The following is a 24,986-nucleotide window of genomic DNA, read 5'->3' as shown; positions in this document are numbered from 1 at the left end:
TGACGGGCGGATGTTCGAGTGCCCAGGGGTACGGCGGGACCATCGAGCGGCGTACGGACGCGGGACGGGTGTCGCGCGGAGGGCGTCCGGCGTCGGCCACCGAGGGGAGGCGGCGGCACCTCCCGCGCGGTGCGCCTCGGCGGCCGGTACGGCCGTGCCGGGGACGCGGGAAGGAGCCACCCGTCGTCCGCTCCCGGCGGCCGGCCGGGGGCCACGCCTCCGTGGGCGCGGGCTACGCCTCCGTGAGTTCCACCTGGAGCTCGACCTCCACCGGAGCGTCCAGGGGCAGGACCGCGACGCCCACCGCGCTGCGGGCGTGGACGCCCTTGTCGCCGAGGACCTCGCCGAGCAGCTCGCTCGCGCCGTTGAGGACGGCAGGCTGGCCGGTGAAGTCCGCGGCGGAGGCCACGAAGCCGACGACCTTCACCACGCGCGCCACCCGGTCCAGGTCCCCGGCGACGGACTTGACCGCGGCGAGGGCGTTCAGCGCGCAGGTGCGCGCCAGCTCCTTCGCCTCCTCCGGGGTGACCTCCGCGCCGACCTTCCCGGTCAGCGGAAGCTTGCCCTCCACCATGGGCAGCTGGCCGGCGGTGAAGACGTACCGCCCCGACCGCACGGCCGGCTGGTACGCGGCCAGCGGCGGGACGACCTCCGGCAGGCTCAGGCCCAGCTCGGCCAGTTTCGCCTCGACGGCGCTCACGCCTGCTTCTCGCGCTTCAGGTAGGCCACCAGCTGCTCGGGGTTGTTCGGCCCGGGCACGACCTGGACGAGCTCCCAGCCGTCCTCGCCCCAGGTGTCCAGAATCTGCTTCGTCGCGTGGACGAGCAGCGGCACAGTCGCGTATTCCCACTTGGTCATGCGGCCGACTCTAGCCGCCGCCCGCACGGGACGCGGCCCCCGTCCCACCCCCTCGCGCGGGGCGCGACGTCCGGGAACCGCCACCCGGAGCCGCCGGGGCGCGGGGCGAGCCTTTAGGCTCGAAGACGTGAGCAGGCTCCAGGTCGTCAGTGGCAAGGGCGGAACCGGCAAGACCACGGTGGCCGCGGCCCTCGCGCTGGCCCTGGCCACGGAGGGGAAGCGGACGCTCCTCGTCGAGGTCGAGGGCCGCCAGGGAATCGCGCAACTCTTCGAAACGGAGGCGCTGCCCTACGAGGAACGGAAGATCGCCGTGGCTCCGGGAGGCGGCGAGGTGTACGCCCTCGCCATCGACGCCGAACTGGCCCTTCTGGACTACCTCCAGATGTTCTACAAGCTCGGCGGCGCCGGCCGGGCCCTCAAGAAGCTCGGCGCGATCGACTTCGCCACCACCATCGCCCCCGGTGTGCGGGACGTCCTGCTCACCGGCAAGGCGTGCGAGGCGGTGCGCCGCAAGGACAAGCACGGGCGGTTCGTCTACGACCACGTCGTGATGGACGCCCCGCCGACCGGCCGCATCACCCGCTTCCTCAACGTCAACGACGAGGTCGCCGGACTCGCCAGGATCGGCCCGATACACAATCAGGCGCAGGCGGTCATGCGGGTGCTGAAATCGCCGGAGACGGCCGTGCACCTGGTGACGCTGCTGGAGGAGATGCCGGTCCAGGAGACCGCCGACGGCATCGCGGAACTGCGCGCCGCGCGGCTGCCGGTGGGGCGGGTCGTGGTGAACATGGTCCGGCCGGAGGTGCTGGACGGGGACGGGCTGGAACTCGTGACGGCGGTCCCTCGTTCCTCCATCGCGCGGGCGCTGTCGTCCGCCGGCCTCGGTGGCGCGCGGCGCGGGGGACACGCCGAGCGGCTGGTGGACCCGTTGCTCGCGCAGGCGGAGGAGTACGCCGAGCGGTACGCGCTGGAGACCGAGCAGCGCGCCGTGCTGGCGGACCTCGACGTGCCGTTGCACGAGCTTCCGCTGCTCGCGGAGGGCATGGACCTGGCCGGCCTGTACCGGCTGGCCAGGGAGCTGCGCGAGCAGGGCATGTCATGACCGGGCACCGCGCCCGGACGTCCCGGCCCCGCACGGGCCGCCGTCACCACCGTCGTACCGGCCCCGCCACGCACCGTCACCACCACCGCGGCCACCGCCGTACCCACCCCGTCACGAGTCGGAAGCACCGGAAGCAGGGGATGTCATGAGTCGTCGTCCGGAACCGGCGCAGGCCCAGGACCCGGCCGGCCACCGCCTCTCCCCCACCCGCACCCTCGACATCGACCCGCTGATCGAGGACCCCGCCACCCGGATCGTGGTGTGCTGCGGTTCGGGCGGGGTCGGCAAGACGACCACCGCGGCGGCGCTCGGTCTGCGCGCGGCCGAGCGGGGGCGCAAGGTGGTGGTCCTCACCATCGACCCGGCCCGCCGCCTCGCCCAGTCCATGGGCATCGACTCGCTCGACAACACCCCGCGCCGGGTGAAGGGAATCGACGACTCCGCGGGCGGCGAACTGCACGCGATGATGCTCGACATGAAGCGCACCTTCGACGAGATCGTCGAGGGGCACGCGGACCCCGACCGGGCCACCGCGATCCTGGGCAACCCCTTCTACCAGTCGCTCTCGGCGGGCTTCGCGGGCACGCAGGAGTACATGGCGATGGAGAAGCTGGGCCAGTTGCGGTCCCGGGACGAGTGGGACCTCATCGTGGTCGACACCCCGCCCTCCCGTTCCGCGCTGGACTTCCTGGACGCCCCCAAGCGGCTCGGGTCCTTCCTCGACGGCAAGCTGATCCGCGTCCTGCTGGCCCCGGCGAAGGTCGGCGGCCGCGCGGGGATGAAGTTCCTGAACGTCGGGATGTCGATGATGACCGGCGCCCTGGGCAAGGTGCTCGGCGGCCAGTTGCTGAAGGACATGCAGACGTTCGTGGCCGCGATGGACTCGATGTTCGGCGGGTTCCGTACGCGCGCGGACGCCACGTACAAGCTGCTCCAGGCGCCCGGGACGGCGTTCCTGGTGGTGGCGGCCCCGGAGCGGGACGCGCTGCGCGAGGCCGCGTACTTCGTGGAGCGGCTGGCCGCGGAGGAGATGCCGCTGGCCGGGCTGGTCCTCAACCGGGTGCACGGCAGCGGCGCGGACCGGCTGTCGGCCGAGCGGGCGCTGGCCGCCGCGGAAAATCTTGAGGACTCCCGCATTGTGGATCAGGAGGACGGGAAAGCTGGACTTCGTAACTCTCCTGAAACGTATGGCAGTTCAGACCCCTCCGGTTCATCCCCCGCTTCCGGGACACCGGCTTCGGACGTCCCTGGTACAGGCTCCCCCGCCACCGCGGACGACACCGAAGGCGCAAGCACGAAGGGCACGGATGCGGAAGCCGACACGGACCGGTCCGTCGACCGGCTCACCGCGGGCCTGCTGAGGCTGCACGCCGAGCGGATGCGGCTGCTCTCGCGCGAGCAGCGCACACGCGACCGCTTCACCGCGCTCCATCCCGAGGTGGCGGTGACCGAGGTGGCCGCGCTGCCCGGCGACGTGCACGACCTCGCGGGACTGCGGGACATCGGTGACCGGCTCGCGGCCCACCGGCCGGAGCTGCCCGAAACGACCTAGACCCGAAACGACCTGGACCCGAAACGACCTGGATCCGGACGGCGCGCGGCCGAGAACCCCCCGAGGGCCCTCAGCTCACCGCCGCGTAGTCCTCGTACACCTCGTCGTCGTTGAGCGGTACGACGCCCGGCCCCCGCTCGTACTCCGAGCGCGCGGTCTCCAGCAGCCTGCGCCAGGAGGTCACGGTCGGCCGCCGGCGCAGCAGTGCGCGGCGCTCACGCTCCGTCATGCCTCCCCATACGCCGAACTCGACGCGGTTGTCGAGCGCATCGGCCAGGCATTCGGTGCGTACCGGACATCCGGTGCACACCGCCTTGGCCCTGTTCTGCGCTGCTCCCTGAACGAACAGTTCATCCGGATCGGTAGTGCGGCAGGCGGCCTGCGCACTCCAGTCGGTAACCCAGCCCATACCGGCGCCGTCCTCTCCCGAATCGAGGCTCCCCCACGGCGGCAGCGGCATATTCACCGCCGCCAGTTGAGGACGTTACGGAAGGTGGGCACGGCGCAACACCCCCAGCGGGCCCAATCTTGAATGGTCCGAACGGACTATGGGTAAGCGGCAGATCACCCGGGGGAGTGAGGGGGCGACATGCGCGACGAACCCGGCATTTCAGGTCAGTTCAGTTGCGCCACATCGGACACCGCATGACACACGAGGCGGATCCGGACACGCGCTCAACATCTCTCGGCGCACACGCGTACGAAAAAATTTCGAGAAGATCCGGAACGATTCGGGGTCGCCGGACGTATTGATACGTGGCCTCACTGCTGTGACAGTTGAGAGCAGCTTAGGCCAAGGCATATACGCTTGTCCGGCAAATGAGAACGTAGGCTGCTCCCATGCCAAAGAAGCGCTCGGGCGGTGGTCTGTCTCCCGCACAGCAGGCCGCCAAGTTCCTCGGTGTCAGTGTCCTCGCGGGGGCCGTCATGGCCGGCATCGCGCTGCCCGCGGTGGGTGCGCTCGGCCTGGCGGCCAAGGGATCGGTGGAGAGCTTCGACGAGCTCCCGGCCAACCTCAAGACGCCGCCGCTGAGCCAGCGCACCACCATCCTCGACGCCGACGGCGGCCAGATCGCCACCGTCTACTCGCGTGACCGCACGGTGGTCGACCTCAAGGACATCTCGCCGTACCTGCAGAAGGCGATCGTCGCGATCGAGGACTCGCGCTTCTACGAGCACGGCGCGATCGACCTCAAGGGCGTCCTGCGCGCGCTCAACAAGAACGCGCGCAGCGGCGAGGTCTCCGAGGGCGCCTCCACCCTCACGCAGCAGTACGTGAAGAACGTCTTCGTCGAGGAGGCGGGCGACGACCCGACGAAGGTCGCGCAGGCCACCCAGCAGACCATCGGCCGCAAGATCGCCGAGCTGAAGTACGCGATCCAGGTCGAGGAGGAGCTGGGCAAGAAGAAGATCCTCGAGAACTACCTGAACATCACCTTCTTCGGCCAGCAGGCCTACGGCGTCGAGGCCGCGGCCCGGCGCTACTTCTCCAAGTCCGCCAAGGACCTGAACCTCCAGGAGTCCGCCCTCCTCGCCGGCCTCGTCCAGTCACCGAGCCGCTACGACCCGGTCAACGACGAGGCGGAGGCGAAGAAGCGGCGCAACACCGTGCTCGCGCGGATGGCCCAGGTCGGTGCCGTCTCCCGCGAGCAGGCCGACGAGGCGGCGAGGAGCCCGCTGGGCCTGAAGGTCAGCAAGCCGAAGAACGGCTGCATCACGGCGGTCGACGACGCGTCCTTCTTCTGTGACTACGTGCGCGAGGTGTTCCTGAGCGACCCGGTCTTCGGGAAGACCAAGGCCGACCGGGCGAAGATCTGGAACCAGGGCGGCCTGACCATCCGCACGACGCTCGACCCGCAGGCGCAGGCGTCGGTGCAGCAGTCGCTGAAGGACCACGTCTACCAGTCGGACTCGGTCGCCGCGGCGTCCACGCTGGTCGAGCCCGGCACCGGCAAGATCGTCGCGATGGGCCAGTCGAAGCCGTACGGCTACGGCAAGAACGAGACGGAGATCAACTTCTCGGTCGACCACGCCATGGGCGGCTCCAACTTCGGCTTCCCGACGGGCTCCACCTTCAAGCCGTTCGTGGCGGCGGCCGCGCTGGAGGAGGGCAGGTCGGCCACGCAGTCCTACTCCGCCCCGTTCGAGATGCCGTACCCGTCGACCGTGCGCGGCTGCAAGAAGCCCTGGGTGAACGACGCCGACTACAAGCTGGAGAACGAGAACGAGTCCGAGGTGGGCCCGTACGCGCTCAAGGAGGCGATGGCCAAGTCGGTCAACACCTACTTCGTGCAGATGATCGAGGACATCGGGATGTGCCCGGTGGTGACCATGACCGACAAGCTCGGCGTGGTCCAGGGCAACGGGAAGAAGATCCCCGAGGTCCCCTCCTCGATGACCCTCGGTTCCACCGGTCTGTCGCCCCTCACGATGGCGAGCGCGTACGCCGCCTTCGCCTCCCGGGGCATGTACTGCACGCCGATCGCCATCGAGTCGATCACCCAGAAGATCGCCAACGAGCAGAAGTCGCTCGAGGTCCCGAAGTCGACGTGCTCGCGCGCGATGAGCGAGAAGACCGCGGACACGGTGAACACCCTGCTGCAGGGCGTGGTCGACTCCGGTACGGGTCAGGAGGCCGGCCTCAGCGACCGCGACAACGCCGGTAAGACGGGTACGACGGACGAGCGCAAGAACGCCTGGTTCGTCGGCTACACGCCGAATATGTCGGGCGCCGTGTGGGTGGGCAGCGCGAGCCAGGAGGTCGAGATGAAGAACATCACGATCGGCGGCCAGTATCACCCGCTCGTCTTCGGTGGCGCGGTCCCGGGCCCCATCTGGAAGGACGCCATGACCGGCGCCCTGTCGGGCAAGGAGTCCCCGTCCTTCAACCTCGTCCACATCCCGGACGCCCAGGACCGCGGCGACGGAGACGGCAACGGTGATGGTGACGGTGACAACGGCGACGGTGACGGCGACCGCGGCGACGACGGAAACAACGGCGACGGCGGTCTCATCGGCGGCCTGATCAGCGGCGGCAACGCCAACGGGGGCGGCGGCGCCACAGGAGGCACGGGCGGTACAGGAGGCACAGGCGGTACGGGCGGCACAGGCGGTACCGAGCCCGACCCGACGTTCTCCATCCCGGAGGGCTTCATCCGGGGAGTGGGCGACGGCCCCGGGGGACGCGACTGACGGTCCCGGCCGGACACGTCGGAAGGCCCCTTCCCCACTGTCGGGGAAGGGGCCTTCCGACGTCGTACGACCTACTCGCGATGCGACGGAAGCGGACTCGGCCGGCCGCGCACCGCGCGTCGCACCCGGCGCGGGTCCCGTCGGTCAGCCGGCCAGCAGCTTCTTCACCGCGGCGGCGACCCGGCCGCCCTCCGCCTGCCCGGCCACCTTCGGGTTCACGATCTTCATCACGGCGCCCATGGCCCGCGGCCCCTCCGCGCCCGCCGCCTTCGCCTCCTCGACGGCCTGGGCGACGATCGCGCTCAGCTCCTCGTCGGACAGCTGCTTGGGCAGGTACTGCGCCAGCACCTCGCCCTCCGCCCTCTCCCGCTCGGCCTGCTCGGAGCGGCCACCCTGCGCGAAGGCCTCCGCCGCCTCGCGGCGCTTCTTCGCCTCACGGGTGATCACCTTCTGCACCTCGTCGTCGGAGAGCTCGCGCTTCTCCTTGCCCGCGACCTCCTCCTTGGTGATCGCGGCGAGCGTCAGCCGGAGCGTCGAGGAGCGGAGCTCGTCGCGCCCCTTGATCGCGGCGTTGAGGTCATCCTGCAGCTTCGACTTGAGCGTGGTCATGGCTCGATTGTCGCAGGTGCGCGACGACGAACGCCTCCTGATTTAAAGGCCCCTGTTCCCCCGGGGGCTCCCCGGGGCCGTTCGGAGGGACCCCGTCGGATCTGACACGATGGGCCCATGCGCGCGCGATACGGAATCCCCCTGGGAATCACGGCGGCCGGCGCCGCCGGCCTGCTGTACGCGGCGGGCTTCGAGGCCCGCTCCTTCCGCCTCCGACGGGTGACCGTCCCCGTCCTCCCGTCCGGGATGCGCCCCCTGCGCGTGCTCCAGGTCTCCGACATCCACATGGTCGGCGGCCAGCGCAAGAAGCAGCGCTGGCTGCGCTCCCTGGCGGGCCTGCGCCCCGACTTCGTGCTCAACACGGGCGACAACCTGTCCGACCCCGAGGGCGTGCCGGAGGTCCTCGACGCACTCGGCCCCCTGATGGAGTTCCCGGGCGCGTACGTCTTCGGCTCCAACGACTACTACGGCCCCACCCCGCGCAACCCCGCCCGCTACCTGGTCGAGAAGGTCCAGGGCCGCCACGGTCTGAACGGCAACGCCCGGCCGCCCGGTGTGATCCACAACCCGTGGGAGGACCTGCGGGACGGCTTCGACGCGGCCGGCTGGCTGAACCTGACGAACACCAGGGGCACCCTGAAGATCGAGGGCACGTCGATCGAGCTGACCGGCCTGGACGACCCGCACATCAAGCGCGACCGGTACGCGGAGGTCTCGGGCGGCCCCTCGGACGGGGCGGACTTCTCGATGGGCGTCGTCCACGCCCCGTACCTGCGGGCCCTGGACGCCTTCACGGCCGACGGCTACCCACTGGTCCTGGCCGGCCACACCCACGGCGGCCAGCTCTGCATCCCCTTCTACGGCGCCCTGGTCACCAACTGCGACCTGGACACGGACCGCGTGAAGGGCCTGTCCACGCACACGTCCGAGGGCCGCACGTCCTACCTCCACGTCTCCGCGGGCTGCGGCACCAGCCGCTACACCCCGGTCCGCTTCGCCTGCCCTCCGGAGGCGACACTGCTGACCCTGGTCGGCCGGGACTGAGACCACCCGCCCCGGCCGGGACGGGAACCACCCACCCCGGCCGGGACCGGACCCCCTCGTCCCGGCCGGAACCGACACCACCCGCCTCAGCCAGGGCTGACACCCCCACTCAGCCGGGCCGGCACCACCCGCCGCAGCCGGAACCGACACCACCCGTTCGGCCCACCCACATCGCCCCGGACCGGACATCCGCCCACGCTGGGGTGCATGACCGCCCCGATACCCAGGGACCTCCCGGACATCCCCGCCCTGCCGCGGACGCATCCGGCGTCGGCCGCCCTCTTCGCCCCCGCCAGAGCCGTCGTACCCCTGGTACGCCGCCCGCTGGCAGCGACGTACCGCCTGGTCCTGGCGCTGCTGGCGGCGGGGGCGGTGCTGGTCGAAACCCTCCTCGGCAGCCCGGCCCGGGTCCTGAGCTACTTCGCGGTCCAGAGCGCGGCCCTGCTGGCCGTGGTCACGCTCGCCTCGGCCCGCCGCGCCTGGAGCGCCCGTCACCCCCTGCCGGGCGCGATCACGGGAGCGGCCCTGCTGTACGTGATCACGGCGTACCTGGTCCACCACGTCCTCCTGACGGACGGGACCCCACGCTTCTCGATGGCGGACGGAACCACCGGGGCGGCGACCTGGCTGGAGCCGCTCGCCGCCCACACCCTGCACACGGTGCTTCCCCTCGCCGCGCTGCTGGACTGGCTCCTCCTCACCCCGCCGGCCCGCACCCGCCTCCGCCAGACCGCCACCTGGCTGCTGTACCCCCTGGCCTACCTGGCCTTCACCCTGGCCCGGGGCGAACTCCTCCCCGGCTCCCCCACCCGCTACCTCTACCCCTTCCTCGACGTCGCCCGGCACGGCTACCGGAACGTCCTCGCCAACGCCCTCCTCCTGGGCCTCGCCTGCTACGCCCTGGCCGTCCTCCTCGTGGCCCTGGACCACACCCGCCCGAACCCGGTCCGCCACCACCCGAAAACCGGATTTCGTCTCGGGCCCCCAGTGGGCTAAAGTAAACGTCGTCGCCGCGAGAGCAGCGACGATCGGGGTGTAGCGCAGCTTGGCAGCGCGCTTCGTTCGGGACGAAGAGGTCGTGGGTTCAAATCCCGCCACCCCGACAGAGAAACACCAGGTCAGGCCCGGTGCTGAGAGATCAGCACCGGGCCTGATTTGCTTTGTGGCCCCGTTTTGGGAGCCGTTTGGGAGCCAACTTCCAGAAACCGGCTCCCGGCGGCTCCCAGCGAGCGGCCGTCCGCCGTCCAGCCCGCCCTTTGCCGCTCACGCTGGGAAAGGGTCATCCCTACGGTTGTGCGAGGCCGATCACAGGCGGTACGACGATCGCCATGCACCGATGGTCTCCGTTAAACGACCGGCAGCTCGCACTCCTCACCCGCATCGGGGACGGAGCCGACCCCGTCACGTCGGACAGCCCGGAGTTCGCCCTCACCGCCCGCGCGCTCAAGGAGCGGCGTCTGATCACCATGCCCAAGCAGGATGGGAAGTGGCAGGCGGAGATCACTGACGCGGGGCGCTTCTACCTGGAACATGGCCATCACCCGGACCGGCCGAAACCGGCGCCGCGCAAACAGCGGTCGACGGGTTCCGAGCAACGGACACGGCCTGCCCCTCCTCCGCAGAAGCAAGACACAGCTCCGTCCACGACGCAGCAGGCGCCGCAACGCACCGCCAAGCCCCCACAGGCGTCGCCGGCGGAAATCGGAGCCGCCTTGATCACGGAAGTACGGCAGGCTGGGCGGTTCCTCCGGATCCCGAATCCCAGCGACCAGGAGCGAGCCCGCTACCGCAGGGCCTTCGACGCAGCCCGGCAGTGTGCGCCCGAGGGGTACCACCTGAAGTACAGCGGCCGGGCGAAGGGGGACTTCTTCCTCGGTCTACTCAGGGTGTCCGGTGAGGACGACACCGAGTGGAACCGGATCCGGCTGGCGCGCAGCCGGGTGATCAGCGATGTCGAGGACGTGATCGCCGCTGTCACTGCGGACCACAGCGCCTTCGAGATCTCGGAGGAGGTCCTGCCTCGAGTCCTCTCGCTTCTCCGGCTCCTCGCCGAGCAGGCACTCGCCCGCCACGGCGAGATCACGGTGTCCAAGAAGCGCAAGCAGCCCAGGCCCCTGCTCACCGTTCACGGCAGGACGTACGAGGTCGGCTTCCGCGAACGGCAGAAGCAGGTCCGGTACGTGCCCAAGCAGCCGGGCCGACGTACGTACGACTGGCAGCGGGTGACGCCGGCGCACAGGTTCGAGCCATCCGGCGAGCTGGAACTGCTGATCAGCCAGCACTCGGGCTACGGCTACGGCCACAGCTACGGCTGGAAGAAGGAATGGGCCGACACCGCCAAGAAGCCGTTGGAGGAGCAGGTCGGTTCGGTGTTCCGGGCGCTGAAGGCGCGCGCGGAGGAGCAGGAGCGGGCTCGGCTGGAACGGGAGGCGGAGCAGCGGCGCCTGCGAGAGGAGCGGGAGCGGCAGGAGGCGGAGCGTCGGCGTCTGGAGGCGGAGCGGGAGGAGCGCGAGAGGCGGGAGTGGGAGTCCGCCGTCAGTGCCGCCTCGATCAAGGCGGTTCACGCCCTACGGGCGGAGCACTTCGGCACAGCCCTGGAGCAGTGGAAGGTGGCTGGAGAGATCCGGGTGTTCTGCGTCGCTCTGGACGAAGCCGCCGCCACATCGGACGACGCCGTCGAAGCCGAGAGGCTGCGAGAGTGGTCGGCTTGGGGGAAGGCGGAGGCCGACCGGCTGGACCCCACCATGACCGGCAGGAGCCTGGCCGCTCTCGACTTCCACGCGGAGCCGACGGGAGATCAGCTACAGCCCTTTCTCGGCGGCTGGAACCCGCACCGGCCGGAGAGGGAGCAGCCTGCGGCACGGCCCGAGCCGCCGAAGCCGACCCCGGAGCCGTGGCGCGGCTCTATCGACGCACGTCAGGATCAAGGCTGGCGATATGGACGCCAAGGTCGCGCTCAATGGTGGAGGCGATGACGCCGTGCCCACGGTCACGTAGGGCCTTCACCGCCTTCTCCACCAGCTCGCCGAGCCTGATGACCTCTTCGCGCAGTGCGACCAGCTCGTCGTAGCGCTCAGCCTTGTCCTCGCCGCACCACGCCCGGACGGTCCGCAGGACGGCCGCCTCCGCATCCAACTTGCGGTCGTCCCGGCGACGGTACGAGTACCAGGAGGGCTGTGCGCGCTCCTGCTCGATGTCCTGCTGCTTGCGGTCCACCTCCGAGAGAATCTCGTCGGCGAGGCGGCCCGCTACCTGACGGGCGACGCGCTCGGTGACCGGCCAGCCGGCCAGACACATGCCGGCACGGTTCTCGTGCACCATCGGGTCACTGCGGAGCCCGGTGGCGTCCATGCCGATGAGCGGCGCCGTCTCGTCGAGTCGGCTCAGTTCCAGAACTCCCGCGTCTGCCACCCCTCGGCGGAGGCGCAGCCTGTTCTTCGGCCGAACGAACCCGAGGATCAGGCGCGCGGCCTCGAAACCCGTACCGCCCCGTACGTGGCGTGACGCCTCGGCCAGTCTGAGCTCTGCCTCGTCATCCGCGCGGAACGCCTCGACGTCTCGCCACGGTGCTACGAGGCAGCCGGGGCTGACCCATTCCTGCAGGCCGGCGTCATCCCCTTCCAGGAACCGGACATGGACCAAGCCAGACCTGCCACGGCCGCCCACCCGGACGATCTCCACCTGCCTGACAGAGCTGCCCAACTCCTTCGGCCTCGCGCGGTATGCCCAGTGCTCCCCAGTCTCCATGTACCTATTGAGCCAGGTCCGTTGGCCCCGCTACTGGGCAATCGTCGTAACTGCTGGAGTGAGACGGCCGCACGGAGTTGACGCGGCCTCGCGGAGGCATCACGGACATGGCTGTGCCCTCCGGGAGTGGTCACCGGAGGGCACAGCACTTTTATTGCTACAACTTGACGGGCACCCGTGACACCTCGCGTGCCCGCAGGAGATCACTCAGCACACGCACTGGTGACGTGGCACTCATGGCCAAACGTGCGTCGAGCGCTGCCTCCCACTGCTCGGTCAGCCCCAGCATGAGGCGCTTGCGCATACCTGGGGTGACGTGGGCGTAGCGCGCCGAGACCGAGCCGTCGATGTGGCCCATGCGTTCGTCCATGAGCACCTTCTCGGTTCCCAGGTCCTCCATCATCGTCCGGTGGGTGTGGCGGAGGCCGTGGGGCGTGAGTCCCTTGGCTATCGGGAGCCAGCAGGCGTCGGCTCGTTCGCTGGCACCTCGCCCTCGGGCCGGGACGCCGGGCCACGGCTCGCCGAGTAGGGGCACCGGCCGTGGCTCCTGTGGTGCCTTCTTCGGGTACCAGCCGGAGACCGCCGGCGTGAACAGCCAGGTTGCGAAACCGTTCCTGCGCCAGTGGGCGGCATGCTCCGGTACGACGCCGCCCCGGACGAACCGGAGGTCCGCAATGGCCTGCTCGACCTTCTCTCGCGTGGCCTCGGTGACGCGTTCGGGGTGGTTGAGCACGTTGGACACCGTGCCGGTCGAGACGCCGGCACGGCGGGCGACGTCGACGAGCTTCGCGCCTTGGTGGCCGCCTGTGCGGGCCGCGCCCTGTCCTCGGAAGACGTAGGTCTTGCCGTGGCAGGGGCACGGCTTGGGCTTCGTGCGGGCGATGTGGTTGGCGACCAGCGCCGACAGCCAGTCCATCGAGTCGATGGTGCGGTAGCTGTCGTCCTTCGGCGGGCAGCGCACCAGCTCCCCCGTGTCGAGCTCGTACAGCTGCCACTCGACCCGGACGGCTCCAGGGCGGGCGAACGCGGTCTCCAGGCCGACGATCTCGCCCCAGCGCATGCCGGTGTACCCCTTGAGGACCACGGCGACGAACTCGTCGTCGCGGCCGGAGAGCAGGGCGGCGCGCTCGGCGGTCAGCAGGATGCCGAGCGCGTCGGTGACCACCTTCTCCGGACCACGGTCTCGGGAGCGGCCGGCGCGCTTGCCCCGTCCGCGCCGTCGAGCGGCTGGGTTGGACGTGATCAGGCCCTCGTCGATCGCGTCCTCGAAGATCAGGTGGAGCGTTGAGCGCCAGGTCTTGACGCTGGAGGCGGCGTAGAGGGCCTTCTCCTTCTTCTCCCACAGGTCGACGTCCGTGCGCAGGATGCCGGCGAGCGCCTTGTCCTCGAACTCGGGGAGGAGGTGCTCCTCGATGTGGCGCTTGTAGTTCTGCATGGTGGAGGCGGCCAGGTCCTGGGCCTCGTACCAGCGGTTCGCGTACTCGCCGAAGGTCTCCTGGCCGAGGGCCGGGTCGCGCCAGTCGCCGCGACGGTACTTGTTCTCGGCCTCGGCCGCTGCCCGTTGGGCCTCGCCCTTGGTGGCGAACCGGATCGCCTTGCCGTTGTTGTCGACGACCGTGTTGTGCTTGCCGGGTGTGACCTTGTACCGGCCACGCCAGTAGTTTCCACGCTTCTCCGCGAAACCCAAGTCCCGCTGTCCCCCTCTTCCTTGTCCTCGGCTACGGCAGATGCGATCGGGTCACGCGACAGTGCCGTACTGCTGCTGTCGACGCGGCGGGCGGGCCCGTAGGCGGGTCGTCGGAGCAACGGCAGGGTGGCGAGGTTGCGCGGAGCCGGTCTGCGTACCGGGCTCGGAGAGCGGCTCGGTCGCCCGTGCGGGTGTCTGCGCGGGCTGGGCCGGCCGCTGCTCGTAGAGGCGGATGATCTCGGCGAGGTGCTCGGCGGTGAAGCGGTAGGCACGGCCGACCCGGGTGTGCGGTATCAGGCGCCGTCGCGCGCGGTCCTTGACCCACCAGGCCGAGCAGCCGAGGGTGTCGGCGATCTCCTCAGGGCGGTAGAGGCGGGGCGGAGGGGCGTCGGACGGCCTGTGGGGGACGGGCGCGGGCGTGGATCGGTGCAAGGGGGCGGCTCCTGGTCGGGCGGTTGGGGAGGGCTGCGTGGGCGGCTCAGGCGGCACCCGGCCCCTGGAGGAGGGCGGCGGGTGACACCTGCAGGGCTGCGGCGATGGCGACGAGGTCGTCGATATCGCATCGCCGCTTGGCGAGTTCGATGCGGGACAGCATTGTGTTGGACATAGGACGGCCCAAAGCGGTACACCGCGCGGCGAGTTGGCGCTGCCCAAGGCCGCGTTCCGTGCGAAGGATTTCGATGGTGCGAGCCGCCAGCATTCCTGCGGGCCCTATTTCCAGAGATCGTGCTGCCATGGCTCCAGTTGTAGCGTGCATTCGCCGGTTTGGTTAACCGGCGATCGTCGGCTATGTTGCGCCGCGCTCAATTGGTGAGCGAGGCGATCGGGGTGCTGCGCAGGGCCGGATCCCCGAACGTGCCCCGACACCAGAGTGAGAGCCTCTCTGACGTGGGGTGTTGTGTTGTAGCTTCGTCGCTCGCGGGACGTCAACGGCTTGCCGATGTGATCCTTCTGGCTCGGGACGCGGGGCAACTATTTGGTCAACCGCCGATCGTGCCCTACCGTTTTCGCACCGCCCTCGCCGACTCGATTTCCAGCGGCATTTCTGCCGTGAGAGATTGCGCCGGATAGGGCTGGACTTGCGCGCTGTGGGTGTGGCTATGTTGACGACACCTCGGAAAGCGCAAGCGGCCATCAACACTCCCGCGTCAACGGCCCAACATCCCCGCCCTTCACGCCCGACCCGCCCCCGACCAACGGTGAACCGTGGGCACCCAGCCCACCGGTCACCGAGTGAGGACCGCCCCTCTTGGCACGAATCCGCACCATCAAGCCGGAAGCCTTCGTCTCCGAGTCCCTGGCCGCCGTCTCCCTGACCGCCGAGCGCACCTTCTTCGGCCTGCTCACCCAGGCTGACGACCAGGGGCGCCACCGCGACCACGCCGCGATCATCGCCGGGCAGCTGTGGGTTCTGCGCCCGGAACACACGCCTGGCGCTGTCGAGCAGGACCTCGCCCAGCTCGCCGACGCTGGGCTGATATGCCGCTATAAGGGTCCGGGCGACAAGCGCTACCTGCACATCGTCACCTGGCGGCAGCATCAGAAGATCAATCGCCCCAGCGCGAGCCGTCTTCCAGCCTGCCCGCACCACGACACGCAGGCTCGCACCGAGCCTGGCGTCGATGCGTCGGCTGCGGGAGTGGGCGTCACGGAGCCCGCACCGCAGCCTCACGGAGCCCTCCGTGAGGGCTCCAGGCGAATACGCGAGCCTGCGGTGAATCCGGTCACCGATGACGAAACAGCAGGTCAGGGCGATTTCAGTGAGCCCTCCGTGAGGCAGCGAGGAGGGCTCACTGAGGGAGCGGTGACGCCTCAGCGTCCGGATCTAGGACCTAGGATCATGGATCTAGGAAATACCCCTTCGGGGGGCGCGAGCGCCCCCGCACCCCACGCCGTCTCGGCCAACGAGCTCATCGCCGAGTACGCCGCCGCTTGCACACACCGTCCGCCCAGGGACGTCCTCGGCCATCTCGCTCGCGAGGTGCGCAAGCTGCTCGGCGAGGGCATCGCCCCCGCCCACATCCGGGCCGGCCTGGAACGGCACCGCGCCAAGGGCCTGCATCCCAGCACGCTGCCGAGCCTCGTGCACGAGGCCATGAACGCGGCCCCCACCGTGCCGGTTGTCCACAGGTCGTGGACAAACCCCGCCGATGTCGAAGCCGCCTACGGAGGTGACCTCTGACCGCCACCCTCACCCGCGAGCCCCACCGGGTCGGCCCGCTCGCCGACCGGCTCAACGGCATCCTTGCCAGTCGCGGCATCGACCTCGCCACCGCCGCCGTCGAGGAAGGGCACGCCGAGCCCGTCACCGCGCTGGAACTCGCCGACGCCAGGATCCCCGCCCGCTACCGCCGAGCCCTGGCCGACCACCCGAAGGTCACCGCCTGGGCCGACGAGATCGCCCGCGCCGGACGCCCCGGCCCCGGCGGGCCGGGCATCGCCGAAGGCCCGTCGCTGCTGATCGCCGGCCCCACGGGCACCGGCAAGACGTACCAGGCGTACGGCGCCATCCGCACCCTGCTCGCCCGAGGGGTCCGTCTGCGCTGGGAAGCGACCACCACCGCCGACTTCCACGCGCGCCTGCGCCCCCGCGCCGGCCACGACGCCGAACGTGACCTACAGACCCTGGCGCGCTGTCCGCTGCTGTTCCTGGACGACCTCGGCGCGGCCAAGACCAGCGAATGGACCGAGGAGCTGACCTACCGGCTCATCAACCACCGGTACGAGCACATGCTCCCAACCCTCATCACCACCAACCTTCCGATGGAGCAGCTGCGCGTCACCCTCGGTGACCGCGTCGCCTCCCGCCTCGCCGAGATGACGGAGCGCGTCATCCTCGACGGCCCCGACCGACGACGCCGCACAGCGCCCGCCGCCTGACTGGCCGCCTCAGCGCCCTCTCCTGGCCGACCCCGCCGCATCACCCGCGCTCACACCAGCCCTGCCCGCGCCAGCCACTCGCGCAGGCGGTGCTCAACGCTCCGTCGATTCACCCTTCGCCCTCAATCCTCGACGCCTTGGAGCCCCCTCCTGCCTCCTCACAGCCCCGTCCACCTCGCCATACGGATCAGCGGCACGCCGCTCCTCCCTGACTGGGCCACCTCCCCGGTGATGACCGTGGCGCTCCTCATCCCGCCCGTGCTGCTCGTCCTGCTCGCCGTGTGGCTGATCCGCCAGCAACGCCGCCGGCAGCATCAGACCAACCGCTGGCGCGGGACTGTCGCGGTGCCGGTCGCGGCCGTGGCCGCCCTCGGCTGCACCGCCTACAGCGCAGACACCAGCTGGCGGTTCGCCGCCGACTACCTCGACATGGGCGGCACCGCCGAGCGCGTCGCGATGTTCGCCGCCGCCGAGCTGGCCCTGTTCGCCACCGCCCTGATGGCCCGGCAGAACCTCAACGGCCCGAAACAGGCTCCCGGCCTGCCCGGCACCCTCACCTGGGTCATCACCGCAGTCCAGGTTCTGCCCGCCTACGCCGAGTCCGGACTGGTCGGCGGCACCGTGCGAGCCTTCGTCGGCCCGGTCATGGCTGCGATGCTGTGGCACCTGGCCATGGGCATCGAGCTGCGCCACCGCGCCCCAGACGCCGCCTCACGCAGCCTGGCCGCCGTCCTGGTCCGCCAGGCCCGCGAACGCCTCCTGGCTCGACTCGGCATCGCCGACCAGGACGCCGACGCCGCCCGCCTCATCCGCGACCGCGCACTGAGCGAAGCCGTCGCCCTGATCCTGCGCGCCGAGTCGATGACCGACCGCCAGCGCGGCAAGCGGCGGCAACGACGCCTGGCAGAACGCCTGCACGAGGCCCTGGAGCGGGCCGGCGTGGACGGGGATCCGCTCCAGGACGAGCTGCTGCTGCGCAAGCTCGCCACCCGCAAGCAGGCCCTCGGCCTCGCTTCCATCACGCTGCCGCCGCGCTGGGAGGTCCCAGCCTCCAACCCCGCCCGGGAATCCGGGCAGAGCAGCCCGCGCGCCGGTCGCGCCGCACAACTGCCGCAGGCAGAGGAAACTGCCCGCCCGCACCCGTCAGATCCGGGTGACCACGAGGTCCCTCTGGCTGCCCGCCCGCAGCCTGCCCGCCCGGAGGCCGGGCTGCCCGCACGGGCAGAAGCCGAAGACAGCCCGGCACCCTCGGGCAGCAGCGTGGGCAGCGTGTCGGGCAGGCGCGAGCGGAAGGCGGCTGCCCGGAGGAAACGTGACGCCGGCAAAGCCCGTGCCTCCGATGAGGTCATCCTCAAGCACGCTCGCCGCATCTACGAGGAGACCGGCAGCGTCGGCCGCGACCGGGTCGAGGACGCCCTGCGCGCCGTCGGCTACACCGTCTCCAGCGACGGCGTCGGACGAGTCGTCCGCGAGTTCAAGGCCCGGCTCAAGGCCGCAGCCGGCGATCCACTCCGCTGATCGTCGCAGCACCAGCACTCCCACCAGATCCCGACCCGAAGGGCCCCATGCACACCCCGAACCACGAAGACACCACCACCCACGAGGAATCCCTGCCGACCACCCCTGCCCCAGGCGGAGCAAGTTGGTGCAGGAGCATTGCTCCCGTCGGTAGCAATGCTCCTGCCTCTCCCGCGTCGGCAGCGGCGGGAGCGGATCGGCACCGGGAGGCGCCGACCCATCAGGATGCGACCGAGGGCGGATCGCATCCTGAGAGGGAAGAACCGCGTCCCTGCCACAGCACCGACTGCGCTCACGCTGCCCCGTCGAAGCCCCGTGTGCAGCAACGTGAACGTCTGCGTGATGAGAAGAAGCGTGTGCACCAGCCCAGCTGCCGCATGAACGACGACGAGTACCAACTCCTCCTCCGGGCAGCCGCCGTGTGCCACATGAGCGTGGCCGGGTTCCTTGCCCGCTCGGCGCTCAACGCTGCCCGCGACCTGGAGCGCACCGCTGCGGACATCGCGGGCGAGAAAGAGATGCTGCAGGAGCTGTTCGCGCTGCGGCGACACCTCGGGCAGATCGGCAACAACCTCAACCAGGTGGCCAAAGCGCTGAACTCCGGAGCCGACGCCCCGCAGGCCGAGGCGGTCCTCGCCGCTGTCCAGCGCGCCGCCAAGCGTGTCGACGCCTTCACCCAGCAGTACCTGGACCACAGGACGGCTGCGTGATCCCGCGCGTCCACGCCAGGGGCACGCGCACCATCGGCCTGCTCCACTACCTGTACGGGCCCGGCACACATGAGGAGCACGTCGACCCGCACCTGGTGGCCGCCTGGGACGGTCTTGCCCCCGATCCCGGCCGAGACCCCGGCGCCACGTACGGCGATCTCCAGCGGCTGCTCGACCAGCCGGTGATGGCCCTGCCCGAGAGCCGGCGGCCCGCCGAGCACGTGTGGCACCTGTCGGTACGCGCCGCCCCCGAAGACCCGATCCTGTCGGACGAGCAGTGGGGCGAGATAGCCCGCAGGATGGTCGCCGCAACCGGTATCGCCCCCGACGGCGACGACGCCGCCTGCCGCTGGGCGGCCGTCCGGCACGCCGACGATCACATCCACATCATCGCCACCATCGTCCGTGAGGACGGCCGCCAGGCCCGCCTCCGCCAGGACGGCAAACGCTCCCAGGCCGAAGCCCGCAAGATCGAGATCGACTACGGGCTGCGCCGCCTAAGCACCGGCGACGGCACTGCCGCCCAGCGGCCTACCAGCGCCGAACGCCACAAGGCAGAGCGGGAAGGCCGGGAGCGTACCGCGCGGGAGGAGCTGCGGGAGACCGTGCGCCGCGCCGTTGCTGGCACGGCCTCCACGGAGGAGTTCTTCGACCGCCTGGCCGCCGCCGGCCTGCTCATACGCAAGCGCGTCGCGCCCTCCGGTGACCTGCTCGGCTACAAGGTCGCGCTGCCCGACGACCGCAACGGCGAGCAGGAGCCGGTGTTCTACGCGGGCTCCACGCTCGCACCCGATCTGTCCCTGCCCCGCATCCGCGAACGCTGGGCGCTTCCCGCGGAGCCCGCTTCGGCGGACGGCTCACGGCTGGAGCAACCCGCCCTGCCGGACATGACAGGTCCCGCGTTCGCGCGGCGCCGGGCCACCGCCGCTACCTGGCAGGCCCTGCTGATTATCGATACCGGTGACGACGGTGCGGCAGCGGCCCAGATCACCGCGGCGGGTGAGGTGCTGGACGCGCTGGCCAAGACCTCCGCCGCCCACACCCGCGCTGAGCTGCGCGAGGCGGCGTTCGTGTTCGAGCGGGCCAGCCGCTCCCACGTGAAGGCCGTACGCGGGCACGACCGCTCCCTGCGCCAGGCCGCCCGCGATCTCGTCCGCAGCGGGCCCGCCCTGGGCCGAGGGGAAGACTGCGCCACCACCGCCATGCTCATCGACATGGCCTTCTTCCTCGTCATCGCTGCGGCGAACTGGCATGCAAAGAGGGAGCACGCGCAGCAGGCTGCCGCAGCCCAGCAGGCAGCCGAACACCTTCGGGCAGCCTACGAAACCGCCGCAGCCCAGCCCATGGCCACCCTCCGACAGCGAGGCCAGCGTCTGACTCCCCGTGTTCGGCAGCGGCAAGCCGAGCTTCTCCAGCAAGTCCTGCCAGATCTGGCCGAACGCATCCGTGCCGAGGCCGGCTGGGCCGCCTTGGCCGCCACCCTCGACGACGTCCGCAAGGCCGGCCATGACCCGGCGGTTCTACTGACCGACGCCGCCCGACGACGCGAACTCGATACCGCTGACTCCATCAGCGACGTCCTCGTATGGCGACTACGCCGCGGCGCCCACCTGCTGGCCCTACCCGCAAGCCCCGACGGAACGGCCACCCCAGGCACTCGGCTCACCGCACCCGCGGCGCCCGCCACGCGACCGGCCAACAGCGCCGTAACCGACCCCAGCCGTCGGCGCTGACCAGCCAAAAACTGGCGGAACATAGCCGACGATCGCCGGTTGGGCAAACCGCCGATTCTCCGGATCATTGATGCCCCCACCCACCCCACTCCTGTGAGGAGCACCCGCATGCCCACAACCCAAGCCCGACCCGAAATCGTCGTCCTGCTGTGCGACGCGGACATCAAGCGCAAGCGTGAAACCAACACGTGGAACCACCTCGACGGGCGCCCGTTCAGCAAGGAGGAACGGGCCCTCGTCCTCAGTGCCACCCGCTTCGAGTTCGAAGAGATACAGGAGCAGTTCAAGCGATACCGGGAGTACCGGCGCACGATGGACGAAGCTCCGGATGCTCTGGAGCGCTTCCTGGCCCCGTTCATGGAGCGTCTCGCCGAGAAGAAGCTTGGCAACGCCGTCGAGCTCATGAACGAGGAGGAGCGAGCCGAACTCGATCACCTCCTCGGTCTCATCGTCGAACCAGTCCGTCCCTTCGCCCCGTACGCCTTCTGAGCCTGGGCCCGCATGTCCAACGTGGCGGTGCTCCGCTCCCAAGGCGGAGCCAGCCTCTGACACACCGAGCCGCGGGAGTTCAGGCGGTAGCCGGTCCCACGCGCCGCCGCGAATGAAGCACAGGGCGGTGGTAGTCGGTCCAACGCGCTGCCTCGAATGAAGCACGGGGCGCAGTGACGAACCGCTCCCTGTAACCGCGGACCGTAACGCCACGCAGACGCCGGCCAAGGCACAGCAACACGAAGGCGGGCCTCCCCGAAGCGAGGCCCGCCTTCGATGCCTTGGATGGCCCTCAGCCGGCCGGAGCGCGCAGGAGCCGGTCGCGTGTGCTCTCCGGCAGTACCCGGCGCAGGACCGGTGCGCTGGAGCTGAGGGAGTCGGCGAAGGCGGCGACGAGGTCGTGCGGCACGCTGGGGCCGAAGGACGCCGCCCACAGGTAGCCCGCGCCGAGCACCGGTTCGGCCCACGCCTGCCACCCGGACAGGGCCGCCTCGTCAGCCTCAGCCACCAGCGCGAGTGGGTCGCCATCCTGGATGAGGGGCGGCACCTCACCGAGGCGGATGTGGGAGGCGAACGTTGGATCCACCGCGCCTGTGCCGGGCTGGTCGATGTCGCGCAGCCACCCGTGCGCCGTTACCGCGTCGAGGACCAGCTCGGGGCCACCGCACGGCAGGGCGGGCTGATCTTGGGCGTCGAGCGCGGCAAGGAAGCCGGCGAGGATCTCCCCGGGGACATCGGAGGTGAAGTAGGCCGACCAGTGGGCGAGCGGGCTGCTCGGGTCCGTACGAGCGGACACTTGCCAGGCGATCGGCAGGTTCCCCAGGTGGAACGGCTCGTCCGGCAGGACCCACTGCGCCCACCGCAGGGAGTCGGGGCTGAAGTGCAGGACGGTGCTGCGCAGGACCTGACGGTCCTCCGGCGCCTCGTCCGGCTCCTGGCGCCCGCGGACGATCGTCAGGCTCGTCCACCCCAGGCCAGCGAGGGTGTCAGCGACGGCGTCGTAGAGGCATCCGTCGTCACCGGCCAGATGCCGGGGCCCGACCCAATACGCGGACGGAACACAGGCCGGAGCGGGTGGATCGATCGGGAAATCGGAATGCAGGTACGCCTCCAAGGGGCTGAGGGCTGGGGGGCTTGATGCCGCCAGCGGTGCGTAAAGCTGGAGGGGGGTGCCGGGCCGGCTTCGCGGCGGCCTTGGGTGGCCGATGACCGGGCTACCCCGTCTCGCCCTCACCAGGCGGAGACAGGTTCCCCCAGGGCGCCGACTCGAGCATCTGGCTGTCACACGCGCTGGGAGGTCTCCAGCACGCGCGCAACTGCGGCAGCGACGACATCGGCCGGTGTCTCGGTGTCGAAGGACATCTGGTAGCCGCGCACCTTGGCCGTACCGGTGACGGCGATCTTCCACCCCTCGCCGTCGGTACCAGGACGGCCGGACGGAAACCATCCGAGATAGAAGCGACCATCCTTCGAGTTGACGTGTACGTCCGCGCGGTCGTCGACGACCAGGTGAAGTCGTCGGCGGAGAACTGATCCATCACGAGCGTGGCCTGACCCGGGCCGAGCAGCCACTCACGCAGCCGCAGGGCCTCGACGCTGGTGGAGAATCCGGGGCCCTGGGGTGCCGCAGTCACGGGCAATCACCTCTTTGACCTGGTGCTTTGCAAGAAGGTCGTCCAGGTTCACATGCCGCTCCGGCGTTGGCCAGTCATCCGTGGATCTTTGCTGTCTGCCCCCAGCGAACTGCGATGCAGATCGCGGCATGTCGGATCTCATGTTCTGTGGCCAAATCTCAGTACCGTGGTCACCCGCTGGCCAATCGGCCACAAACGCGCACGCCCGAAACCGGCCCACCCAGGAAGACCAACCCCTAGACTGCGCGCTATGTCCGATGCCGCAGACGCCGCGCCCCAAGTCCGTGGGTCGTACGCGCGCGCGACATCTATCAAGCCTCTCGTTGATTTCAATTTGCTAGTTCAGTTGGGGCCAATCCCGGGGACGAGCCCTCGGGCCACGATGAACGACTTGCAGTTCGCCGCAATTCAGCTGCACGGCAAGCTCATTCGCCACGGGGTCGTGCAGTTCACAGCTGGGTCAGGAAAGTCACATTCGCTGGGGGTGCTGCTGCGCAGCGCCTTGGTCCTCAGGGACGCGAAGGCAATCCTTGACGAGGCGCAAGATCAGCGGGCAACTGCTGATCTTGCGCGGCGTCTCCTCTCTTCCGCCGAGAAGGACACCCGGCTTCCCTCGATCACAACGCCAGTGAGTCGGCCGACCACGATCTGGGGCACTGGCCCCGCCCTAGCTCCCGACGAGCTGGCGGCGGCCAGCAAGGTCGTCGCGCTGTTTTGGCTCGCCACAGTAGACCTGCTGTCCGGGGGTCTTGAACCCGGCCGCTACGAGTTGGGATCTCAGGCACCACCGCACGAGTCCTCACCGTGTGGGGTGATCGGCCTTTCTGCGCCTCGGGTACCGCGGGCACCGGGAGGACTGGCTGCTCTGCCGGCCCCTTCCCACATGTGCGCGCTTGCTGCCTGAGCTGTTCAGCTACGGGCGGCTGACGCCCGTAGTTTCGAGAGGTACACCAGTGAACGGCCTCACTCTGTCGGTGCTGGCAGTGGTTGGGTTCATCAGCCTCGTGCTCGTGATGGGCGAAAAACTAGCCAGCGACGTCGAGCAGTTCTTCACGACGTGGATCGGCGTCTTCCAGCGACTTCGTGATCTTCTTCGGAGGCAGCCCCCTCCGGGTGGCCGCGACGACGAGGACGGTGATCGCTGAGCGAGCGCACAGGGGATCACGCCCCTCCCCTCCGACGGCGACAGCCGTCGGAGGGGTCCACCCCGATCCACGGCGTCACACCACAGACGGTGCTTCCCTCAACGTCCTCCGAAGAAGTTGTAGATCATTTGGCCGAAAGCAGGTTCCGAGCTTCCTCGGCGCACCCCCACGACAGCGTGACGCCGGCGCCTCCGTGCCCGTAGTTGTGCACGACCACGGTGCCGTCCTCTCCCACCTCTTCCTCCACACGGACCGTGGCGCGGGTCGGTCGAGCGCCGACCCGATGCTCCAGGACACGGGCCTCGGCGAGGCGGGGCTCGACCTCGGCACAGCGGGCGAGGATGCCGGCAGCCGCCTTGTCGTCGGGAGCCAGATCGCCTTCGCCGTCGATCGCTGTGCCGCCCAGGACCACGGTGTCGCCGTGAGGGTAGAAGCACAGGAGGTCCGAGGAGAGGCCGGTGTCCTCGGAGAAGAACTCGGTCAGCCCGGGGTTGGTGACGACGACGTGCTGGCCGCGGATGGGCCGGAGGTCAGGGTCTGGAACCAGGTGGCGTGCCCCGAGGCCCGCGCAGTTGACGATCGCTGAGGCTGGACCGGCGTCCGAGAGCAAAGTCAGCCGTCGCCGCTCGACCACACCCCCGGCGTCGCGAAGCCGGCGCAGGAGGTAGTCGAGGTAGGTGGGCATGTCGATCAGTGGCACGGTGAACCGGTAGCCCGCCGTGAACCCGGCCGGGAGTTCGGCCCGCTCGCACGGTCGGAAACCCGGCAAAGTGGTGGCCCAGTCCGGCGCGGCTTCGGCCGTGCGGGACGCCTCGATGCCACTGGTGAGCCGGACGCCCGTCGCCGGGTCCTGGGCCAGCTCCCGGAAGATCTCCAGGGACCGTTGTCCCCACTGGTCGACCTTGTCCTTCGGCTCGACCAGGTAAGGCCCCCACATCGCCCCGGCCGCCAGCGACGTGGCCCCCGGCACCTGCTCGGCGATCACGTGCACCGAAGCCCCGGCCTCGGCGAGAACGACGGCCGTGGTGAGCCCAGCCACCCCAGCCCCGACAACGACAACGCGCTCCCCTGCGGTCATGAACC

Annotated in this window: 23 protein-coding genes, 1 tRNA gene and 1 pseudogene; 14 read left to right on the top strand and 11 right to left on the bottom strand. The window is 70.1% G+C overall.

Annotated elements, in window-relative coordinates:
* Positions 1 to 232: 232 nt before the first annotated feature.
* Entirely contained in the window at positions 233 to 700 is a 468-nt protein-coding gene (locus ACF1DX_RS14660) for a RidA family protein (RefSeq protein ID WP_391791523.1), read from the bottom strand.
* Positions 697 to 858, bottom strand: coding sequence for a DUF4177 domain-containing protein (locus ACF1DX_RS14655; RefSeq protein ID WP_003975360.1), 162 nt, complete (start codon positions 856 to 858; stop codon positions 697 to 699). Before ACF1DX_RS14655 ends, ACF1DX_RS14660 begins: the two co-directional genes overlap by 4 nt.
* A gap of 127 nt (positions 859 to 985) precedes the next feature.
* Between ACF1DX_RS14655 and ACF1DX_RS14650 the strand changes: the two genes are divergently transcribed.
* Both ACF1DX_RS14650 and ACF1DX_RS14645 read left to right on the top strand, forming a co-directional pair.
* Positions 986 to 1,963 carry an ArsA family ATPase gene (locus ACF1DX_RS14650; protein WP_391791522.1) on the top strand — a complete coding sequence of 326 codons (978 nt, stop codon included), beginning with the start codon at positions 986 to 988 and terminating at the stop codon, positions 1,961 to 1,963.
* 145 nt (positions 1,964 to 2,108) lie between these two features.
* Positions 2,109 to 3,515 (top strand): ArsA family ATPase, encoded by a 1,407-nt coding sequence (locus ACF1DX_RS14645; RefSeq protein WP_391791521.1) that lies wholly within the window; start codon positions 2,109 to 2,111, stop codon positions 3,513 to 3,515.
* Between the two features lie 70 nt (positions 3,516 to 3,585).
* Here ACF1DX_RS14645 and wblA read toward each other — a convergent pair whose 3' ends face one another.
* On the bottom strand, positions 3,586 to 3,924 hold the full coding sequence (gene wblA, locus ACF1DX_RS14640) for a transcriptional regulator WblA (RefSeq protein ID WP_030863222.1): 339 nt from the start codon (positions 3,922 to 3,924) through the stop codon (positions 3,586 to 3,588).
* Between the two features lie 431 nt (positions 3,925 to 4,355).
* On the opposite strand from wblA, the gene ACF1DX_RS14635 reads away from it, so the two are divergent.
* On the top strand, positions 4,356 to 6,707 hold the full coding sequence (locus tag ACF1DX_RS14635; RefSeq protein WP_391791520.1) for a transglycosylase domain-containing protein: 2,352 nt from the start codon (positions 4,356 to 4,358) through the stop codon (positions 6,705 to 6,707).
* A 144-nt stretch (positions 6,708 to 6,851) separates the two neighbouring features.
* Here ACF1DX_RS14635 and ACF1DX_RS14630 read toward each other — a convergent pair whose 3' ends face one another.
* Positions 6,852 to 7,316 carry a GatB/YqeY domain-containing protein gene (locus ACF1DX_RS14630; RefSeq protein ID WP_391791519.1) on the bottom strand — a complete coding sequence of 155 codons (465 nt, stop codon included), beginning with the start codon at positions 7,314 to 7,316 and terminating at the stop codon, positions 6,852 to 6,854.
* A 117-nt stretch (positions 7,317 to 7,433) separates the two neighbouring features.
* Here ACF1DX_RS14630 and ACF1DX_RS14625 point away from each other — a divergent pair, with 117 nt between their 5' ends.
* The 4 genes from ACF1DX_RS14625 (at position 7,434) to ACF1DX_RS14610 (ending at position 11,335) form a co-directional block, all read left to right on the top strand.
* Positions 7,434 to 8,360, top strand: coding sequence for a metallophosphoesterase (locus ACF1DX_RS14625; RefSeq protein ID WP_030863212.1), 927 nt, complete (start codon positions 7,434 to 7,436; stop codon positions 8,358 to 8,360).
* A gap of 207 nt (positions 8,361 to 8,567) precedes the next feature.
* The gene (locus ACF1DX_RS14620) at positions 8,568 to 9,356 is read left to right on the top strand and encodes a Pr6Pr family membrane protein (protein ID WP_391791518.1); all 789 of its coding nucleotides are present in this window, start codon (positions 8,568 to 8,570) and stop codon (positions 9,354 to 9,356) included.
* 33 nt (positions 9,357 to 9,389) lie between these two features.
* Positions 9,390 to 9,463 (top strand) — tRNA-Pro (locus tag ACF1DX_RS14615).
* A 225-nt stretch (positions 9,464 to 9,688) separates the two neighbouring features.
* Positions 9,689 to 11,335 (top strand): PE-PGRS family protein, encoded by a 1,647-nt coding sequence (locus ACF1DX_RS14610; protein ID WP_391791517.1) that lies wholly within the window; start codon positions 9,689 to 9,691, stop codon positions 11,333 to 11,335.
* Here the strand turns inward: ACF1DX_RS14610 and ACF1DX_RS14605 are convergent.
* The 4 genes from ACF1DX_RS14605 to ACF1DX_RS14590 form a co-directional block, all read right to left on the bottom strand.
* The gene (locus tag ACF1DX_RS14605) at positions 11,265 to 12,107 is read right to left on the bottom strand and encodes a PE-PGRS family protein (protein ID WP_391791516.1); all 843 of its coding nucleotides are present in this window, start codon (positions 12,105 to 12,107) and stop codon (positions 11,265 to 11,267) included. The two genes, ACF1DX_RS14610 and ACF1DX_RS14605, sit on opposite strands and share 71 nt — an antisense overlap.
* A gap of 157 nt (positions 12,108 to 12,264) precedes the next feature.
* Positions 12,265 to 13,794, bottom strand: coding sequence for a LacI family DNA-binding transcriptional regulator (locus ACF1DX_RS14600; RefSeq protein WP_391791515.1), 1,530 nt, complete (start codon positions 13,792 to 13,794; stop codon positions 12,265 to 12,267).
* Positions 13,795 to 13,845: 51 nt separating this feature from the next.
* Positions 13,846 to 14,226 carry a helix-turn-helix domain-containing protein gene (locus ACF1DX_RS14595; RefSeq protein ID WP_391791514.1) on the bottom strand — a complete coding sequence of 127 codons (381 nt, stop codon included), beginning with the start codon at positions 14,224 to 14,226 and terminating at the stop codon, positions 13,846 to 13,848.
* A 46-nt stretch (positions 14,227 to 14,272) separates the two neighbouring features.
* Positions 14,273 to 14,530, bottom strand: coding sequence for a helix-turn-helix domain-containing protein (locus ACF1DX_RS14590; RefSeq protein WP_055467866.1), 258 nt, complete (start codon positions 14,528 to 14,530; stop codon positions 14,273 to 14,275).
* A gap of 513 nt (positions 14,531 to 15,043) precedes the next feature.
* Between ACF1DX_RS14590 and ACF1DX_RS14585 the strand changes: the two genes are divergently transcribed.
* The 6 genes from ACF1DX_RS14585 to ACF1DX_RS14560 all read left to right on the top strand — a co-directional run bounded on the left by ACF1DX_RS14585 (position 15,044) and on the right by ACF1DX_RS14560 (position 21,124).
* Positions 15,044 to 15,976 carry a hypothetical protein gene (locus ACF1DX_RS14585; protein WP_391791513.1) on the top strand — a complete coding sequence of 311 codons (933 nt, stop codon included), beginning with the start codon at positions 15,044 to 15,046 and terminating at the stop codon, positions 15,974 to 15,976.
* On the top strand, positions 15,973 to 16,674 hold the full coding sequence (locus ACF1DX_RS14580; protein WP_391791667.1) for an ATP-binding protein: 702 nt from the start codon (positions 15,973 to 15,975) through the stop codon (positions 16,672 to 16,674). The genes ACF1DX_RS14585 and ACF1DX_RS14580 overlap by 4 nt, the downstream gene beginning before the upstream one ends.
* 231 nt (positions 16,675 to 16,905) lie before the next feature.
* On the top strand, positions 16,906 to 18,192 hold the full coding sequence (locus ACF1DX_RS14575) for a hypothetical protein (protein WP_391791512.1): 1,287 nt from the start codon (positions 16,906 to 16,908) through the stop codon (positions 18,190 to 18,192).
* Between the two features lie 356 nt (positions 18,193 to 18,548).
* The gene (locus ACF1DX_RS14570; RefSeq protein WP_241838045.1) at positions 18,549 to 18,902 is read left to right on the top strand and encodes a plasmid mobilization protein; all 354 of its coding nucleotides are present in this window, start codon (positions 18,549 to 18,551) and stop codon (positions 18,900 to 18,902) included.
* On the top strand, positions 18,899 to 20,635 hold the full coding sequence (locus tag ACF1DX_RS14565; protein WP_391791511.1) for a relaxase/mobilization nuclease domain-containing protein: 1,737 nt from the start codon (positions 18,899 to 18,901) through the stop codon (positions 20,633 to 20,635). The genes ACF1DX_RS14570 and ACF1DX_RS14565 overlap by 4 nt, the downstream gene beginning before the upstream one ends.
* A 108-nt stretch (positions 20,636 to 20,743) precedes the next feature.
* A complete protein-coding gene (locus ACF1DX_RS14560; protein ID WP_356124281.1) occupies positions 20,744 to 21,124 on the top strand; it encodes a hypothetical protein in 381 nt (126 codons plus the stop codon).
* A 292-nt stretch (positions 21,125 to 21,416) separates the two neighbouring features.
* On the opposite strand, the gene ACF1DX_RS14555 is transcribed toward ACF1DX_RS14560, so the two are convergent.
* The gene (locus tag ACF1DX_RS14555; RefSeq protein WP_356124278.1) at positions 21,417 to 22,238 is read right to left on the bottom strand and encodes a DUF317 domain-containing protein; all 822 of its coding nucleotides are present in this window, start codon (positions 22,236 to 22,238) and stop codon (positions 21,417 to 21,419) included.
* Positions 22,239 to 22,405: 167 nt separating this feature from the next.
* Positions 22,406 to 22,758: pseudogene (locus ACF1DX_RS14550) on the bottom strand (DUF317 domain-containing protein).
* A gap of 953 nt (positions 22,759 to 23,711) precedes the next feature.
* On the opposite strand from ACF1DX_RS14550, the gene ACF1DX_RS14545 reads away from it, so the two are divergent.
* Positions 23,712 to 23,903, top strand: coding sequence for a hypothetical protein (locus tag ACF1DX_RS14545; protein WP_208880722.1), 192 nt, complete (start codon positions 23,712 to 23,714; stop codon positions 23,901 to 23,903).
* Positions 23,904 to 24,027: 124 nt separating this feature from the next.
* On the opposite strand, the gene ACF1DX_RS14540 is transcribed toward ACF1DX_RS14545, so the two are convergent.
* Positions 24,028 to 24,981 (bottom strand): FAD-dependent oxidoreductase, encoded by a 954-nt coding sequence (locus tag ACF1DX_RS14540; RefSeq protein ID WP_391791510.1) that lies wholly within the window; start codon positions 24,979 to 24,981, stop codon positions 24,028 to 24,030.
* Positions 24,982 to 24,986: the final 5 nt, after the last annotated feature.

Origin of the sequence: Streptomyces sp. NPDC014676 (genome assembly GCF_043084105.1) — a bacterium.
In the GTDB taxonomy this organism is placed as follows: Bacteria; Actinomycetota; Actinomycetes; order Streptomycetales; family Streptomycetaceae; genus Streptomyces.
The sequence above is the reverse complement of the archived record's forward strand: the minus strand, read 5'-3'. Positions and strand labels throughout refer to the sequence as shown.